This window comes from Streptococcus sp. X13SY08 (assembly GCF_001182825.2).
GTDB lineage: Bacteria > Bacillota > Bacilli > Lactobacillales > Streptococcaceae > Streptococcus.
Map to the genome: position 1 here is coordinate 558,399 of NZ_LFYO02000002.1, position 16,692 is coordinate 575,090.

Below are 16,692 nucleotides of genomic sequence, written 5' to 3' on the forward strand. Positions count from 1 at the left end.
TCCTATTTTTTAGCTAAAAACTTTGTAAGGTTCATCGTGTGTCCATATTTGACAGAGGCTCTTTCATCCTTTTCAAAAATCAATTGATTTAGATTCAAATTGTTGACTGCTGCAATGGCTACCGCATAATGAATCACATCAACTAGTTCAAGCCCAAGTTCCTTTTGTAAGTCTTCCACTTCTGTTGCCTTCCGTCCAGCTTTTTGGTTGAGGACTTCGGCAACTTCACCCATTTCTTCAACCAGCTTCATGAAAAGCGACTGCTCCTGACCACCTGCGTAGCGATTGGCCAAATAAGCCTGCCAATCTGTGATGTTCAATTCTGTCATTTAAGCTTTCCTTTCATAAAAAACGACACTTTGATCTCTTAAACTATTGTCCACATAAGAGAACTTGGCTGAAAAAAATGGTTTTTCTTCTAAAATCCAAGATAAAAAGGTTAAATCCCCTTCCCAAGTTGGTTTCTTCAAAATTTCATCATAGGGCACCCATTCCAAGGTTCCCTCGTCACATTCTTTGACTTGGCCTTCAAAATCCTTCACTCGAAACACATAGGTATACCAGTCATTTTCTGGTGTAAATTCGGGAAAAATAATGATGCCTTGTAAGGATAATTCCTTTGCTAGGAGGCCTGTCTCCTCTAAAATCTCGCGTTTTGCGCATTCTTCTGGCGTTTCTCCCGCTTCAAATTTGCCCCCGACTCCAATCCATTTGCCCTCATGGACATCGTTAGGCTTTTTATTGCGATGCAGGAGCAAAAACTCCTTACCATTATCGATATAACAAATCGTTGCTAATTCTACCATTTACTTGGTCCAATCTATGGGCAGCTGCCCTGTTTTTTCTAAAAAATCGTTGGTTTTTGAAAATGGACGACTCCCAAAAAATCCTCTATAAGAGGACAAGGGACTTGGATGTGCACTTTCCAAAATCAAATGCTGAGGATTCGTAATCAGAGCTTTTTTCTTACGTGCATATCCACCCCATAGGATGAAAACTACAGGCTCTTTCTTCTGATTGACCACTTTGATGACGGTATCCGTGAATGGCTCCCAAACCAAACCCGCATGACCGTTTGCATTTCCTGCAGGGACTGTTAAGCAAGCATTGAGCAATAACACACCTTGCAATGCCCAAGGCGTCAAATCATGATCTTTCTTGACACCAACATCTGCTGCTAATTCTTCCAGAATATTTCGGAGAGATGGCGGAGGTGGTAAATCATTCGGTACGGAAAAGGATAAGCCTTGCGCTTGGTGCGGTCCATGATATGGATCCTGCCCTAAAATCACGACCTTAACGTCTTCTAAAGCTGTGGTTTGAATCGCAGCAAATACCTTGTCACGCGATGGATAAATGGTTCCACTTTGGTAGACCTTATCCAAAAAGTCATTGATTTTTCCAAAATAATGTTCAGGCAATTCCGCCTTGATTAAATCATGCCAACTTGAATGTTCCATTGTTTTTCCTCACTCTACTACTCGCTTTTTTCCTTCACTAAGTACAAAGGACGTTTCTTTGTTTCCAAGAAAATTTTTGATATATATTTACCTAAAACGCCAATGGTCATGAGCTGAATCCCCCCTACAAACAAAATGATACAAATGACTGAAGGCCAACCAATGGTCGGATCGCCATACGCAAGCGTTTTAAAGATAACGATTGCTGCACCAATAAGAGAAAGTAAAAAGGTGAAAAATCCAACAAAAGATGAAATATCAAGGGGAGTATCAGAAAAGTTCACAATACCTTCCATAGAATAGCGTAATAAGGACCAGAAACTCCAAGAAGTCTCACCAGCCACACGCTCTACATTTTTATAAGGCAAATAAACGGTGTTAAAACCAACCCAAGCAAAAATTCCTTTACAAAAGCGATTATATTCTGTTACTTCCAAAATAGCATCCACCATTGGACGACGCATAAGACGAAAATCGCGTGCTCCATCTACCAGTTCTACATTCGAAATATGGTTGATTATCCGGTAAAAGAGACGCGCAAAGAATGAACGAATCGGTGGCTCACCATCCCGTGTCGCTCGACGACAGCCAGCACAGTCTAAATCCGCATCTGCCTCTAGTAAAGTTGTCATTTCTTTTAACAATTCTGGTGGATCCTGCAAATCAACATCCATGACAGTAACCAAGGCCCCCTTTGCCGCCTGCAAACCTGCATATAGGGCTGCTTCCTTGCCAAAATTCCTTGAGAACGACAAATACCGAACTGCCTTGTCTGCCCCTTGTAACTCTCGCAAGACCTGCAAGGTATTATCCCTGGAACCATCATTAATAAAAATATACTCCAGTTCATAGTCCATACTCGCCCGTACTGTTTCCATTCTTTGGTAAAAAATAGGTAGTGCTTCTTCCTCATTAAAACAAGGAACAACAACAGATATCAGCATAAAGACCTCGTACTTTCTTGTCAACATTGTACACTAAAACTGCTGACTTTTCAAAAGCCAGCAGTTTCCTTCAATGGTTTATTCGGTTTCTACCTAATTTTCTTTTACAGACTAAGATATTTTCCCACCCTATGGCAGCAATCAATAACATCTGAGGTAAGAATTGAATCAGGTAACGTGATTTGCCACCTTCAAAAATCTGAAGAAAAAGTAAACCACCAAATAGAGCTAGAGAGAGAACTCGCTCCATAGAACGCTCTGCTATTTTTATATAAAAGAAAACAACTCCTAATACGAACAAGACCCAAATCAACTGGATAAAGAAATCATAGTATTTAAAGTTTTCTTGGTCCGTATAGATGAAATAGTCACGGAAAAACTTAGCAAGAGGATTCCCTTTTGTATATTGGGCTAAAGGACTCACATAAGCTGTCTTCTCACGCTTAGCGTCCTTGTAAATCCAATTGAGATTTCCCTGAGCAGTCGTACGATACTGCTTTTCCAAGATATGCTGCCAAAAAGTCACAGGGGTGTATTCATGCAAGCGTCGCTTAATTTCAGCCAGCTGATGCTCGTTATTGAATAGCCCATTGTTGTAGTTACTACGTTCTTCCTTAGGCAAATAGCTCTCCAACCCCTTTTTCATATCCTTTTGGTCAGTCCCTGTAAAGGTGAGACCAAGATTGACAAAGGTCAACAGATTTTTAGACAAGCCTTTACCATCAAGTAAGACAACTTCTTTTTGATTGCTAATAGACAATTGAATGAGCCCATATGTCCCTGAAAAGGAAAGGGTAAAGAAAAGAAAGAAAATGGCCATCTTTTTCCATTGCTTCTTGAAAAATAAAATGATAAAAAATGCAATGACAAGAATTGCTGCCGTCGGACGTAAAGCAATTCCCAAAGCAGTAATGATGCCCAAAAGGACCACCTGCCACCAGATCATGAGCTGACTCTCCAAATGTTTGACAAAATAGAGAATCAAATAGAGCTGAATACCTAACAAAGGCAGAACCAGAATATCCGAATACATCGCCATAAATTTGGGAGTCAGACCAATCAGCACAAGGTAAAACAGAAAAACCTTATCTCCAAGCGATTGCCCATAAAAATCTCGAGCCGTTCGATAGAAAAGATAACCTGATACATGGACATAAAGAATATTCAAAAACTGCAAAATCCATAAAGCGCTTTGGGAATCAAACCAATTGAAAAGAGATCGTTCGTAGAGAAAAAGTGCAATATTATTGGGATTTCGCGTCAGATAGCGGGCAATTAAATCTGGCGGCATCAGCTTGGCTGCTCCAAGGTAAACAACTGCCGCATCAGAGCGAATCATCATGTTGGCCGACAAAAGTAGGGAAATCTGAAAGAGAATGGCTAGGACGATAACCCATATTTTATGATGGCATATCCAACTGTATACCTTTTGCAAAAACCATGAAATTGGCTTATGAAAAAGAAATGCTACCAAAGCAAGACTAAGTAAAATGGGTAGACGAATGTTGAGTTCTAATATATTAAACCAAGATAAACTAGACCAGAGCCAAAAGAGAGTGACAACCAACATGACACCACCTAATAGTCCGAAAAAAATTGTCTCAATCGCCTTCAATATGCCCTACCCACTTTTCCTTTTAAATTTTAACGTTCCCATTATAACACAATCACAAAAAAGCGGGTCTTCCCACCTTTCTCAATGTTGCCAATTTTCTGGGTCTTCCTTAAATTTTTTGAGTAAAATTAAACCACCCACGTCAATGTAACCTTGAACTTTTGCAACTTTGATTAGCTCGCTATAATTGGACAAAGTCACTAATTTGACACCCTTTTTTTCAAAGTTTTCTTGAGCTGTAGGTAATTCATAGGTGAAAATCGCCACAACACCTAAAACCTCAATATCAGCGGCTTGTGCAGCTTTGACAGCATCTAAAACAGAGCCACCAGTCGAAATCAAATCCTCAATAATCACCATTTTCTGGTGCTTTATGACGCGTCCTTCAATCTGGTTACCTGCACCGTGGTCTTTGGGTTTAGATCGAATATATGAAAATGGTAAATTCATCTTATCAGCAATGATAGCACCATGTGGAATGCCCGCTGTTGCTGTTCCTGCAATCACTTCAACATCTGGAAAATATTCTCTGATTGTTTCCACAAAGCCATTTTCAATCAAAGTCCGTGTTTCAGGATAAGACAAGGTAATGCGATTATCAGTGTAAATTGGTGACTGGATACCAGAAGCCCATGTAAAGGGCTTGTCAGGTTGCAAGTAAACCGCCTTGATGTCTAATAAATCTGATGCGATTTTTGTAGCAAGTGTCATAATATTGATACCTAGAACTCCGAAAAAGTGATAGAATCTGAGAAAGCGACTGCTGCGTACTAGCACACACGTCGATTCAGTTGGATTCTAAGTTTCCCATTCGGATTCCATTCCTTTCGTATTGTTTCAAATAGTCTGATGGAGTGCGAATGAACTATTCCACTCCTCGTAAATCTCATGATAGGCTGCTACAGGATCAATCGCCTGCGTAATCGGACGCCCAACGACAATAAAATCACTTCCAATCGCACGCGCCTCGCTCGGCGTCATGACACGTTTTTGGTCACCAATAGCAGAGCCATTTGGTCGAATACCAGGTGTCAGACAGATAAAGTTTCCCGAGGTGATGGACTTGATGTGCTCCACTTCGTGAGCAGAGCAAACCACTCCATCTAGCCCAGCTTCCGCCGTCATCTGCGCATAGTGGCAAACAGAATCGGTCAATCTGGTCTGGATATTTTGGAAGGACTTCATCTGCGCTTCTGAAGTTGATGTCAACTGTGTCACCGCAATCAGAATTCCCGTCGGACCAAAACCTTCCCGCGCAGCCTTCATCATTTCTACGCCACCCGCCGCATGCACATTGGTCATATTGACCCCTAAATCTGCCAAAACTCTCATAGCAAATTTAACCGTATGAGGAATATCATGCAGCTTCAAGTCAAGGAAAATACTATGCCCCAGTGATTTCACATAAGTAACAATCTCTGGGCCACAAGCATAAAAGAGTTCCATACCAATCTTGACATAGAGCTTTTCATCCTCAGGAAAGAGAGCTAGAAAGGATTTTACCGCATCAAAAGAAGCAAAATCAAGGGCAATAATCGGTCGTTTCTCTATCATAAAACCTCCATTTCTCCTACATCCATTCTCCAAATAAGGTCATGTAATTCCCTCAACAGATATTCTAATTCTATAAAAGAATATAGAGTACAATGAATGAACGGATGACAAAGTAACTGTCTTTCTAGGATAAGTAGTCTAAAGAAAGTAGGACATTGATTCATTGCTCACTATTGATAATCGATCTGTTCCCTCGTTTTCTAGAATACATTAAAGTTCTGTCTAATACGCTGAATCACTCGTTAAAAATTCCTGAATTTTTTCCTTTAAATCACTTTCAGTGGATTTGTTAAAATGTAGTCCATCTGTGGTCTTGTGATAATCCAACCTACCATCTTTTGCAATATATTCGTTGATATCCAGCAAATCAATCATCTTGTCCCTGCAAAAATATTCAAGCCAATTATTAATTTGTTTTATATCACTATTTTTTACAGTTTCTCTGAAAAGAGTATAACCAATCGTTGTCATACGAAGTTTAATTTTTTTCAACTCTAACAGTGTATAAAACCTTTTAAAATGTTCACAAATCACATCAGTAGGATAATTTGTAATTAAATCATTCACGCCAACAGATAAGAAAACTTCCCTAACCTCATCCGATAAAATGATATCAAGATTTTCCAGCAAAGTCGCTAACGTTAATCCGCCTTGAGAATAATTTACATATTTATCTATGTCTATGTTTACACATCTAGAGTCGCCTAAAATCAAGCATGTTGCTTGAGAGTCAAATAAGTTTTTAAAACCTTTACGATAGATTTTTTTGTTTTCTTTTTCTCTACGGTCATAGTCAAAAAAAACGTGACCAATAACCTGAATAAAATCATCTCGAGTATCCACATCTACAGAAAATTTTTTTGCCATCTTGTAAGCATAAGTTTTTGGTGTAAAGAAACTTTTGTTTGCCAAATAGCTTTGCTTATTGGAAATATAAATTGCCCCATTTGGATAATAGAGAGTTTGTAAATCCTGTCTCCGGTAGTTCTTATCAACTCCAACCATATCTTGAGCAAAGCCATCTTCTGATAACGTTGAGAACAGGCGCGGATGTTTTTCAACTTCAGAAAAACTAACAACATTATCGACATTATGAGTATCATAATGGTCAACTGCTTCTTTGATATGCCAAGCTTTTCTTAAAGGTGACGTTGCTTGCAACATGACAAATACTTGATCCTCTTCATAATCCATCAAAAAATCTTCCATCACATCAAATGAAGTCGCCGTATCTGTCGATAATTCAGGCTTTCTCATCACGACTGAAATACCACGTTCCAAGCAGATATCTTGATAGAGTTCAGAATCAGTACTTACAAAAATATCTTCTTTTTCAAATAAGCCGGTCTCAATCGCTGCATCAATTGTATGGAAAATCATTGGCTTTCCAGCTAAGAAGAGCATGTTCTTATCAGGTAATCCTTTTGAACCAGAACGTGCAGGAATAATACAAATTGGTTTCATAATTAAATCTCTACTTTATTTTTTTTGATGGGACCCCAACATAAGTTCCACTTTCTACAATGTCCTTAACAACAACCGTACCAGCACCTATTGTGGTTTTTGATGCAATTTTCAATGTCTGGATGATGACGCTAGCGCTACCAACATATACTTGTTCTTCAATTTTACAAAGGCCATTAATCGTCGCATTAGGAGCGATATTACAGTGCGGTCCCACAATCGTATGGTGCTCTATTAATGCACCTGTATTCAAAACGTTATTATCAAACAACTGCACTTTCGAACCAACAAATGCGCCAAAACCTATAAAGATTCCTCTACCACAAATACTTTCAGGAGTCAAGACTAAGGCATTTGGACTAATAATATTGATGATGGATTCATAATAATCTTTGGCAACGTAGTCGAACAATTCACGTCTTTTAGCATTATCGCCAATCGTAATAAACACAGCATCAATTGTGCCACTATCTAAAAACTTCAATACATCATACATCTTTCCCAAAACGGGATAACCATCGTGCTCAGAAATATTTTTATCATCAAAAAAGCCAATAAATTCATAGGTTAACTGATCAACAACAGGAATAATCGCATCTGCATGGCTACCAGCCCCTAAAAATGCTAACTTTTTCTTCATTCAGCCTGCTCCTCTTCTAAATCATAAAACGCCTGTGAAATGGATGATTCTTCTGCTAAATAATCTTTGATAGCCATAAATGCACGGCTAGATGCGTTAGGTTGGAAGTAAGGATTTGTAAAATCACATTGATGAGCCAATGATTGAATCCCATTATAAATTTTATCACTATCTACTGGAACATTTAAAACACTTTTTCCACTCAAACGCCCTTTTTGCCTGTCACCAATATTCAAAGTTGCCTTATTCAAAGATGGGACTTCAATTAAACCTGAAGAAGAATTTCCTACGAGCCCCATTGAATGGCGAATCAACGAGTGATACTGTTGTGTTGAAAGGGAAGCAAAACAATGGCTATTTTCATGTTCACTCAGATAATCCTCTATAGCCTTTCCAATCTCATCAGAGCCTGTGTCTGAGTTTGATCCGATGAAGATACACTGCTTTCCGCAACGATCCAAAGCATCTAACACAAGGGACATTTGTTCTCCGATAGACAATCCTTCTTCAAAAGTTACAGGGTGGTAAAGAACAACGAGGTAAGATTCTTCGAGTCGAATGCCAAGCTGTTCCTCTAATAGATTTTTAGATAAAGAAGGAATAGATAGAGCATTTTCTACACCTAATGAACCTGTATTGATAACATATTGAGGTTGCTCTCCCATTTGGATCACTCGATTGCGAAACTTTTCAGCAGCCACAAGATGCAAATGGCTCATTTTCGTAATAGCATGACGAATATATTCATCAAAATTTCCAAGCGATGTTTCGCCGCCATGCAGATGACAAACTGGAATATTATAAATTAGAGCAACATTTACAACCGGTAACATCTCATAACGATCACCTAAAATGACCACTAAATCATATTGTTTTTCTTGAAAAATGTCTGTCAAAGCTAACTGTAATTTGGCCATACTCTTTGAAATAGTTGCTTTTTGAGTATCAATCAGATGCAAAGGAATCTTATAAGCAATAGGAAAACCATCTTGTTCAATTTGACGATAAGTATTTCCATATTTTTCCTCTAGATGCATAGCCGTCGCGATGATATCTAAGGTAACATCCGTATCATCAGACAATTTTTGAATCAAAGGCTTCATAATACCATACTCCGCACGTGAGCCTGTGACTAGACATATTTTTTTCATATTCATTCACCTACATATCCATTCTGTTAAGTTGATAGTACAAATAGGATCCTAAAGCTGATTTTCAAATCGGGAATCACGAATAACTTCATCTTCTTCAAAATCTTCCTGTGCTTCTTTGCCTAGAAGGTCATACCAAAACATCGGTGAAATACCGTTACCTGGACGTTTAACAGTGATATTTTCTTCTGTAAATACTTCACCTTCTTTAATCCTTCTTATAGCAACAACTGACTTCCGAGCTACAATCTTATTTTTTTGTTCAACTGGATCAGGTATCTTCTCAAATCTTCCTAAAGACTGTTCAATGATACGAATACCTTTTACTAGCGCCGACAAAATCTCTGGTGTTGCACTCGCTTTGTGGTCTGGTCCTTCCATTTCTGTATCTATTGTAAAGTGCTTCTCAATCACTTCAGCCCCCATAGCTGCTGCTGCAACCGGTACTTCAGAGCCGATTGAATGGTCTGAATAACCAATCACTAACTCCGGAAACTCCTTTTTAAGGGTATGAATAACATTCAAGTTTAAAGAAGAGCAAGGTGTAGGGTATTCAGTGGTACAGTGCAAAATAGAGATATCCGCCGTTCCATTTTGACGAAGAATATTAACTGCTTGATGAATTTCATCCATTGTGGCCATTCCCGTAGAAAGAATAACTTTTCTCTTTTGTTTCCCAATTTTTTCAAGATAAGGCAAGTTTGTAATTTCCCCTGATGGAATTTTGTAAACTGGCATATCTGTTGAAATCAAAAATTCCAAAGATTCATCATCAAAAGGTGTTGAAAAAGTATCCACTCCTTTTGCTAGTGCATAGTCACGTATTTCTAAATACTCATCGAAACTCAACTCCAAACGTTTTGTCATCTCAAGCTGGCTGTCAGTAGTCCCTGTCGTTGCCTTTTGATACTCCGCTTTAGGAGCAAATTTTGAGATCAACTTCTCTGCTTTAAAGGTCTGAAACTTAACAGCATCGACCCCACATTCAATAGCTACGTCTACCATTTTTTTAGCCAGTTCTAGATCACCATTGTGATTACAACCAATTTCTGCAATAATATAAACCATTTATTTCTCCTCCTTCTTCTTTTTAATAACTAGTGAATGAAGCACCTTTATATCCTCATTAAAGTAAATAATATAACCGATGACAACCATCGCACCAAAAGTCCATCTCACAGGCAAACTATGTGAAAATTGATTCATTAACAAAGCATAACCAAGTGCAATTATTGATAAAATACTAAACATTTTAACGGTGACTTCATCATACTGATATCGTTTCCTAGAGATTAGATGATGAAAAATCAGTAAACATAGGTAGGATAATACAGTTGCTACTGCAGCTCCATAGATTCCAAACTTTGGAATAAAAAAATAGTTCAGGATAGCATTAACTATACCTGCTGCAATAGTACCGATAGGTATCATCTTAGTATTCGCATGGTAAAATTGAATATTAACTGGGAAAGTATAAAGAAAAACAAAGAAATAACTAATGATAATCATTGCTATAAAATCAATACTCTGACTGTACTTCTCTCCTCCCATAATCAAAGTTAAATCAGGAAAAATTGTCAAATATCCCAAGGTTAAGAACAAACCAAAGGCTAAGTAGCGCAAAACATAGCAGCGTAGTTGTTCATTTTCTTTTTTCTTAGCTTCAAAAAACCAAGGAATCCAAGCCATATTGATACTATTTAACACTGTCTGAATAATCATTCCCATTGTATATCCAAAACTATAGATGGCTACTTCCTTAACAGATAACATTTTCCAAATCATAATTCGATCCAATTGATTGAGAACCAAATGCCCAAGCTGGTGAAAAATCAGAGGAAGAGAAATCATTAGAATGAAAGAAAGATAATCTTTATCAAAAAAGGATTCCCTTTTCTTTTGGAAATAAACTATAGCGATTAACATTAGGATGCTACTTGGAATAATTCCTCCATAGACGCGTGCCAAGAAATCATCTGTCATCACTGTAATCAACCCTATAGAAATTATAGTATTTACAATTGCACTACCAAAGGACAACAAAAAATTAGCGACGCTCTCTTGTTTTTGGATAAAATATGCTCCCAAAAAACCAGAACAATATCCATTGAATGTTTGGACAGCTAAGAGAACAATAACTTGTTCAGAAAAACCGAATACGTCTCCCAATAATTTTCGAAATAAAAGTATTAGTAAGACCAAACTAAAAGCAAATAAGCTCGAAAAATGAAAGGCACTGACAGCATAACGATCATACTCATTCGCATATTTTACTTTTGCTGCACTTAAGGAACCAGAAACCTGCAAACCAATCACCAACATAAAGATACTCATGTAGGAAGAGAATAAACTAAACTCTCCGAATACCTCTTGAGAAATAATGCGAGTGTAAATAGGAAGAGTGATAAATCCAATTGCCTGTACAAATATATTTCCCAGTGTATACAAGAAACCTGAGGTCATGAGCTTTTTTATGTTCATTTCATCCCTTTCAAATCAAATAAGGTAATTCTTTCCTCTACACAATTTAAAAAATCAAGAGCAGTTGACGAATGAGTAATTCCTATACTAAATTTTTGGTCACATACCATATCTAAAAGTTCCATTGGTATATTTTGTGGTAGCAATATAACATCTAGCGAACTGTAGTCTACTTTATCTCTAGGATGCACTTTCAGGTATACAGTATAGCCTAACGTACGATATTTTTCGATAATTTTTTGATAATAGTCAAACTGTTCATTTAGAGTTTGAAAATTTTCAGTAACTGTCTTATACCATCTATCAGCTGCTAGTGGTTGTGTCAAGACCAAGACTGATTGACTTTTAATATGAAATTTCTCTACATGAAATAATGTAAATATTAACTGACGATTTTTTGATGGAATTTTCTCAAAAAGTTCTGTTCTTGAAACACTGACAAATTTCTTCCAACGACTATCCCGCGGAATAACCGCTAAAGAATTAACCTCAATAGACTTACAAAAACGCGAATAACCTAAAGGACGTTCATCTTTTTTAAATAGTTTGTAGTAAGCTCTAATAAGAAACTTCGTCTTTTTTTTGTAAACATTCATAGAAAAATAGTTATATCCATCCTCGATCAGATGATACTCAATTTTATTTTTTCTAAAAAAAGCCCCTACATTCGTCCAATCATTAAATAAAAATAACTTTATTGCCTTACTGTTCTTAAAATCACAAAAACATAAATCCGATTCCGAATATCCGTGAACTTCAAATCCAATTTGCTGTATTTTTTGCGTTAGTTCATCTCGTTGAAGAATCTTATCAAATAAAATCAACTTATTTTTTTGTGATAAATCTAACTTACAGAGCGTCACTAATAAATGGTATACCGTATGGCAGATATAGACATTCTCAACCGTATTTTCCATAACTCCTACTATCTTTTAACTCTATATTTCTTCAATACTATCACATTTTTGAGATTAAATAGATGACAGCACCTTACTACAGTAATATAATTTCCAATATCTTTTATTGAAAATATTTAATTTACAAATTTCATAAAAAGTAAGCTTTTATAATTCTTAAATGCTCAATCAAATTGAATTTTAGAAAATATTGTTTATAGTAGCTATTTCGCATTTGGATTAACTTTTTAATATCATAATTAACTTGATATTTCTTCATATTTTTTAAACAACGACTACTAATTATTAAATAATCTCTTACAACAAAGGATTCATCTATACCAATTTTTTTTATGTAGTCTATTTTTTCCAAATATGCTTCTATTGCATCCAGATTTGATACTGAAAAATTACTATTTCTGTGTCCAATAATACTATCTTCACGTTGTCGATAATAATAAAGCGGCATATTTAAAAATGCTACACTTCGATTATAGGTCTCTAAAATATACTTGTATGTGACAAATTCATCTTCATGTAATTTCCCTATTGGGAATGGATATTTTTCTACAATACTCCTTTTTACAAGCTTCCCCCAAGCTGTAATAAAGTGTCGAGAATTTTTTCCGTTTAATGCCTCATAAGCTGTCATTAACTCACATTCTATTTCGGGAACTTTAACCATACTATCATCTTCATGAAAAAACTTTTCATGTGTCACACAGATCAATTCCACATTCGTTCGTAATAATGCATCAACCATAGTTCTAATATAGTTTTTATCAATATAGTCATCACTATCTACAAAACTAATATAGTCTCCTGTTGCTACCTCTACACCTTTATTCCTAGCATCACTAAGCCCTCCATTCTCTTTATTGATAACTTTTATACGAGAATCTAAAGTGGCATAATTATCACAAATTTGACCACATCTATCTGGCGAACCGTCATTCACTAAAATAATTTCCAAATTCTCATAGGTTTGCTCCAATATACTATCGATGCACTTCTTTAAATATTTTTCTACTCTATAAACAGGTACGATTATAGATACTTTCATACAATTTACCTCTCTTTTATAATAATTAATCTACAGATAAACAGTATATTCTAAAAAAGTTATTTGAAAACTCACAATTAATATCTTTTACTCTATTTTTCATTTTTCTCTTAATCGAATTGTATGTCTCATTAATAATCTATTAAAAAAACGACATACTGGAAAACCTAGGTATGAAAATAACTCTACAAAAAACTTCCCATATTTTTTTTGTTTAATAGCAAAAAATAAATCTCTGTTATTTTCAATTTTCTTAAAAAATTTTTTTTGTAAATCTATATCTGAATGTGTTCTTCTAAACCAACCAATACTATGTGATAAAATATTGTATCTTGCATAAGCTTCAAACTTTTCAGTCATGCCTGTAAGTATTTCAAAAACTTCATCAAATCGCTGAAACATCAATAATATTCTTTTATCAATTTTTTTATTCATCGTACTATCATTTCTTTGAAAATAGGCGTAATCACATGAATTGCTTAGAACTACTTTATTTACTTTCTCTAAAACTTTTATCGAAAGCAGATAATCTTCGAAAATTTCTCCCACTGGAAAGCGAAGATTTTCCCATATCTCTCTTTTATATAGTTTTACACAGACGCTTGACTGATAATTGTTCATACAACACTCTTTTATCGCTTCATCCCTTACCAAAACTTTTCTCACTGTTTCTTTTTGAACTACAAATGCAGAATTTTCAAAAACAATCTGCAACCCAGTAATGGCAAGTTCAGCACCTTCTTCCACAAGTATTGAATAAAGATTTTGAATATAGTCTTCACCTATCCAGTCATCGCTATCCAAAAAAGAAATAAACTCTCCCAAACATACATCTAATCCTTTATTCCTTGCTGCAGATTGTCCTTGATTATTTTGTGTAATGACTTTTATACGATTATCTTGATGTAAATATTGCTCACAAATATCTAAACTAGCATCTGTCGAACCATCATTTACCAGAATGATTTCTAAATTTTTATAACTTTGACTAATGACACTATCTAGACAGCGCTTGAGATAGTGTTCACCATTATATACAGGAATAATCAAACTAATCAAGGGATTGTGCTTTTTTTGTATTTTTTCCAAATCTTCACTCCTACTATTATTCTAAATGATTACCATTCAAATTTTTATTTTCACTCGCTTTTTTTGAACTTACTATAGCTCCAAAAGCAAACAACATCCAAAAAGATGGTTGTCGATGATTTACTAAAGTCAATCCTTCTAGAAAAAATGCTAGATAGACAACAAAACTTGAATAGTAACTTCTTCTAATATTTTTGTACACCCAAGTACATAATAAACTATAAGGAATAATGCCGTAACAAAAAAGCAAGGATAGCCAGGTGGCATGCATTTCATTTCCACGTCCATAACGTGCCCACATTCCCTCCCCCGCTCCGTACAAAATTTTTTCAGGAGCATTTAGGAGAGGAAAGAGTTCTCTATCAGAAATATATGCTTTAAACAAGCTTTTTCCTTCTAATTTATAAAGTATTCGACTAAAAAGTTCAAAAAACTCACTACTTACTGCTTGAAAGTTAAGAATAACGAGCAAAGTAAAACTAAATACAGCAACTATTCCTGATAACCAATATAAAATTCTATTTCCTTTAATATTTAAAGCTTCATAGAAATTCAATAAGTAAGCAATCAGAAGAATAAGAATTGATAAAATCATTCCTGATGAGTTTGTAGTCAGTACTAAATAAAAAGATAGACAGTAATAAAACCACAGGTACTTCACCCTGTATACTTTATTTAGAAGCAGCAACAAAGCAAATGTTGTTACAATTCCAAATCCCATTTGGTTAGGATCATTATATGTCCCCATAAAACGTCCCGGTGCATAAAATCCGTATCCAACTCCAAAGGCGACTAGCTGTACCCATAGATTTAACTTTAAAACCCTATTTAAGAGGTTATAAATAGACTTTTCTTCCATTAAAAATCTAAATACAATAATGACAAACAAGTTATATATGTAATAAATACTGGATACTAAAAAGTCTGAACTAGTATTTATCAAAAAATAAATGCTATTTATTAAAATAACACTAGCCACAAAAAGGAAAAGTGGTATATCTATTGTTTCTAATTCCATTCTTGAATCCTTAACCATATATAGATATAAAGAAAATGAAAGTAGAAAACAAATATCGCCTATTTGTAACGTACCACTAGAAAAAAAATAGAAAGGTTTTAAAAAGAGAAAAAGAGCAAAAAAAACCTTCATAAAATCAATGAATCGAACTTTCATTTCCAACTTCCTTATTTCATATTAAATATTTTATAAATCTCATTCATATCCGTTGCAACCTCAGTAATTGAAAATTCCTTAATTTTCTCCAAATTATACATTGCCATAGCCTCTAGGTTAGATTCTTTGAGAATTTTTAGTTTATTTTGTACTTCTTCTATATCCATTGGAGAATGTAACACCCCCCCATTCTCATCAATTAATTCGTTATTTCCACGAATATCACTAACGAAACAAGGAAGTCCTGTTGCCATAGCTTCCATTAAAGCAACAGGAAGACCCTCTTGCTTTGAAGGAAAACAAAATAAATCAGCCATTGGTAAAATCTGATCAACTCTTTTTTGGTAACCTAATAGAAATACATTCTTGTCTAATTGATTCTTTGATATAAATTGTTCCAATTTCTCTTGATTTCTACCCTGACCAATAATAAAATATTTTATTGTTGGATCCTCTATTTCTTTAAGAGCCTCTAAAATTACAATATGGTTTTTTCGATCACTTAATTCTCCTATAGAGAATAAAACAAAATCATCTTGTTTTATATGGTACTGTTTCCGTATTTCTTCCTTGTCACCCCGATTACTTATGAATTTCTCCAATTCAATACCAACACCATTAATTTTATAGACTTGCTTCGCATGAAATTTCCCTTTTGCTACTTGATAATCTTCGTTATTAATTGTAATCAATACATCTGTAAAATAAGAACAAATATACTCTACAGGATAAAATAACAACCACTCCAACTTCTTTCCGCCCTGAAAAAAATGAAAACCATGCGCGGTGTAGATAACCTTGGTTGGTGTGTTTCTGAAGACAAGTCTTGCAACAACTCCACCAATCGGAGAATGACAATGCATAATAGAGTAATCGTAGAGTTTACTAATCTTTTTTAACTGAGAATAGGCTTTCGCATGCCCTCTAATATCAAATGCATTTCTGCTGAAATCAATTTGAAAGAACTGCACATTTTGAGCAGCTAATTCTTTCCTTAATTGTACCATTCGTTCATTAGAAATGGTGTTACCTTTTTCAAAGTTTGCCGCAACATGAACTGTATAACCTTGCTCTTGCAAAAGTCGAATATTATGCATATTAAACTGCTCAATCATGGATGCAACGCTGGCCACAATCAAAGCGTACTTCTCTTCCAATATC

General features: G+C 35.4%; 17 protein-coding genes. All 17 read right to left on the reverse strand.

The window, feature by feature from the left end:
- Window positions 1–2: 2 nt before the first annotated feature.
- Window positions 3–329 (reverse strand): MazG nucleotide pyrophosphohydrolase domain-containing protein, encoded by a 327-nt coding sequence (locus AEX56_RS03445; RefSeq protein WP_049617894.1) that lies wholly within the window; start codon window positions 327–329, stop codon window positions 3–5.
- Window positions 330–806: an NUDIX hydrolase gene (locus AEX56_RS03450; protein ID WP_049617895.1), complete on the reverse strand. Its 477-nt coding sequence runs from the start codon at window positions 804–806 to the stop codon at window positions 330–332.
- The gene (locus AEX56_RS03455) at window positions 807–1,460 is read right to left on the reverse strand and encodes a uracil-DNA glycosylase (RefSeq protein WP_049617896.1); all 654 of its coding nucleotides are present in this window, start codon (window positions 1,458–1,460) and stop codon (window positions 807–809) included.
- A 17-nt stretch (window positions 1,461–1,477) separates the two neighbouring features.
- A complete protein-coding gene (locus tag AEX56_RS03460) occupies window positions 1,478–2,404 on the reverse strand; it encodes a glycosyltransferase family 2 protein (protein WP_049617897.1) in 927 nt (308 codons plus the stop codon).
- 70 nt (window positions 2,405–2,474) lie between these two features.
- Window positions 2,475–3,974, reverse strand: coding sequence for a glycosyltransferase family 39 protein (locus AEX56_RS03465; protein WP_131542045.1), 1,500 nt, complete (start codon window positions 3,972–3,974; stop codon window positions 2,475–2,477).
- A 126-nt stretch (window positions 3,975–4,100) separates the two neighbouring features.
- Entirely contained in the window at window positions 4,101–4,730 is a 630-nt protein-coding gene (gene pyrE, locus AEX56_RS03470; protein ID WP_049617899.1) for an orotate phosphoribosyltransferase, read from the reverse strand.
- A gap of 126 nt (window positions 4,731–4,856) precedes the next feature.
- Window positions 4,857–5,573, reverse strand: coding sequence for an orotidine-5'-phosphate decarboxylase (pyrF, locus tag AEX56_RS03475; RefSeq protein WP_049617900.1), 717 nt, complete (start codon window positions 5,571–5,573; stop codon window positions 4,857–4,859).
- A gap of 222 nt (window positions 5,574–5,795) precedes the next feature.
- Window positions 5,796–7,037 carry a cytidylyltransferase domain-containing protein gene (locus AEX56_RS03480; RefSeq protein WP_049617901.1) on the reverse strand — a complete coding sequence of 414 codons (1,242 nt, stop codon included), beginning with the start codon at window positions 7,035–7,037 and terminating at the stop codon, window positions 5,796–5,798.
- 10 nt (window positions 7,038–7,047) lie between these two features.
- Window positions 7,048–7,677, reverse strand: coding sequence for an acetyltransferase (locus AEX56_RS03485; protein WP_049617902.1), 630 nt, complete (start codon window positions 7,675–7,677; stop codon window positions 7,048–7,050).
- Window positions 7,674–8,828: a UDP-N-acetylglucosamine 2-epimerase gene (gene neuC, locus AEX56_RS03490; RefSeq protein ID WP_049617903.1), complete on the reverse strand. Its 1,155-nt coding sequence runs from the start codon at window positions 8,826–8,828 to the stop codon at window positions 7,674–7,676. Before neuC ends, AEX56_RS03485 begins: the two co-directional genes overlap by 4 nt.
- A gap of 51 nt (window positions 8,829–8,879) precedes the next feature.
- Window positions 8,880–9,896, reverse strand: a complete 1,017-nt coding sequence (neuB, locus tag AEX56_RS03495; RefSeq protein WP_049617904.1) for an N-acetylneuraminate synthase — start codon at window positions 9,894–9,896, stop codon at window positions 8,880–8,882.
- Window positions 9,897–11,309, reverse strand: a complete 1,413-nt coding sequence (locus AEX56_RS03500; protein ID WP_049617905.1) for an oligosaccharide flippase family protein — start codon at window positions 11,307–11,309, stop codon at window positions 9,897–9,899. It abuts the gene before it with no gap.
- Window positions 11,306–12,226, reverse strand: coding sequence for a glycosyltransferase family 52 (locus AEX56_RS03505; protein WP_049617906.1), 921 nt, complete (start codon window positions 12,224–12,226; stop codon window positions 11,306–11,308). Before AEX56_RS03505 ends, AEX56_RS03500 begins: the two co-directional genes overlap by 4 nt.
- 130 nt (window positions 12,227–12,356) lie before the next feature.
- Window positions 12,357–13,268, reverse strand: coding sequence for a glycosyltransferase family 2 protein (locus tag AEX56_RS03510; protein WP_049617907.1), 912 nt, complete (start codon window positions 13,266–13,268; stop codon window positions 12,357–12,359).
- A gap of 99 nt (window positions 13,269–13,367) precedes the next feature.
- A complete protein-coding gene (locus AEX56_RS03515) occupies window positions 13,368–14,357 on the reverse strand; it encodes a glycosyltransferase family 2 protein (protein WP_049617908.1) in 990 nt (329 codons plus the stop codon).
- Between the two features lie 16 nt (window positions 14,358–14,373).
- The gene (locus tag AEX56_RS03520) at window positions 14,374–15,531 is read right to left on the reverse strand and encodes a hypothetical protein (RefSeq protein WP_049617909.1); all 1,158 of its coding nucleotides are present in this window, start codon (window positions 15,529–15,531) and stop codon (window positions 14,374–14,376) included.
- A gap of 11 nt (window positions 15,532–15,542) precedes the next feature.
- Window positions 15,543–16,688: a glycosyltransferase gene (locus AEX56_RS03525; protein WP_049617910.1), complete on the reverse strand. Its 1,146-nt coding sequence runs from the start codon at window positions 16,686–16,688 to the stop codon at window positions 15,543–15,545.
- Between the last annotated feature and the right edge of the window lie 4 nt (window positions 16,689–16,692).

Coding starts and splice junctions, on each gene's coding strand:
- AEX56_RS03520 (WP_049617909.1), bottom strand. CDS start 15,531: ATGAAAGTTCGATTCATTGATTTTATGAAGGTTTTTTTTGCTCTTTTT.
- pyrE (WP_049617899.1), bottom strand. CDS start 4,730: ATGACACTTGCTACAAAAATCGCATCAGATTTATTAGACATCAAGGCG.
- AEX56_RS03510 (WP_049617907.1), bottom strand. CDS start 13,268: ATGAAAGTATCTATAATCGTACCTGTTTATAGAGTAGAAAAATATTTA.
- neuB (WP_049617904.1), bottom strand. CDS start 9,896: ATGGTTTATATTATTGCAGAAATTGGTTGTAATCACAATGGTGATCTA.
- neuC (WP_049617903.1), bottom strand. CDS start 8,828: ATGAAAAAAATATGTCTAGTCACAGGCTCACGTGCGGAGTATGGTATT.
- AEX56_RS03485 (WP_049617902.1), bottom strand. CDS start 7,677: ATGAAGAAAAAGTTAGCATTTTTAGGGGCTGGTAGCCATGCAGATGCG.
- AEX56_RS03460 (WP_049617897.1), bottom strand. CDS start 2,404: ATGCTGATATCTGTTGTTGTTCCTTGTTTTAATGAGGAAGAAGCACTA.
- AEX56_RS03455 (WP_049617896.1), bottom strand. CDS start 1,460: ATGGAACATTCAAGTTGGCATGATTTAATCAAGGCGGAATTGCCTGAA.
- AEX56_RS03445 (WP_049617894.1), bottom strand. CDS start 329: ATGACAGAATTGAACATCACAGATTGGCAGGCTTATTTGGCCAATCGC.
- pyrF (WP_049617900.1), bottom strand. CDS start 5,573: ATGATAGAGAAACGACCGATTATTGCCCTTGATTTTGCTTCTTTTGAT.
- AEX56_RS03450 (WP_049617895.1), bottom strand. CDS start 806: ATGGTAGAATTAGCAACGATTTGTTATATCGATAATGGTAAGGAGTTT.
- AEX56_RS03480 (WP_049617901.1), bottom strand. CDS start 7,037: ATGAAACCAATTTGTATTATTCCTGCACGTTCTGGTTCAAAAGGATTA.
- AEX56_RS03500 (WP_049617905.1), bottom strand. CDS start 11,309: ATGAACATAAAAAAGCTCATGACCTCAGGTTTCTTGTATACACTGGGA.
- AEX56_RS03505 (WP_049617906.1), bottom strand. CDS start 12,226: ATGGAAAATACGGTTGAGAATGTCTATATCTGCCATACGGTATACCAT.
- AEX56_RS03465 (WP_131542045.1), bottom strand. CDS start 3,974: ATGTTGGTTGTCACTCTCTTTTGGCTCTGGTCTAGTTTATCTTGGTTT.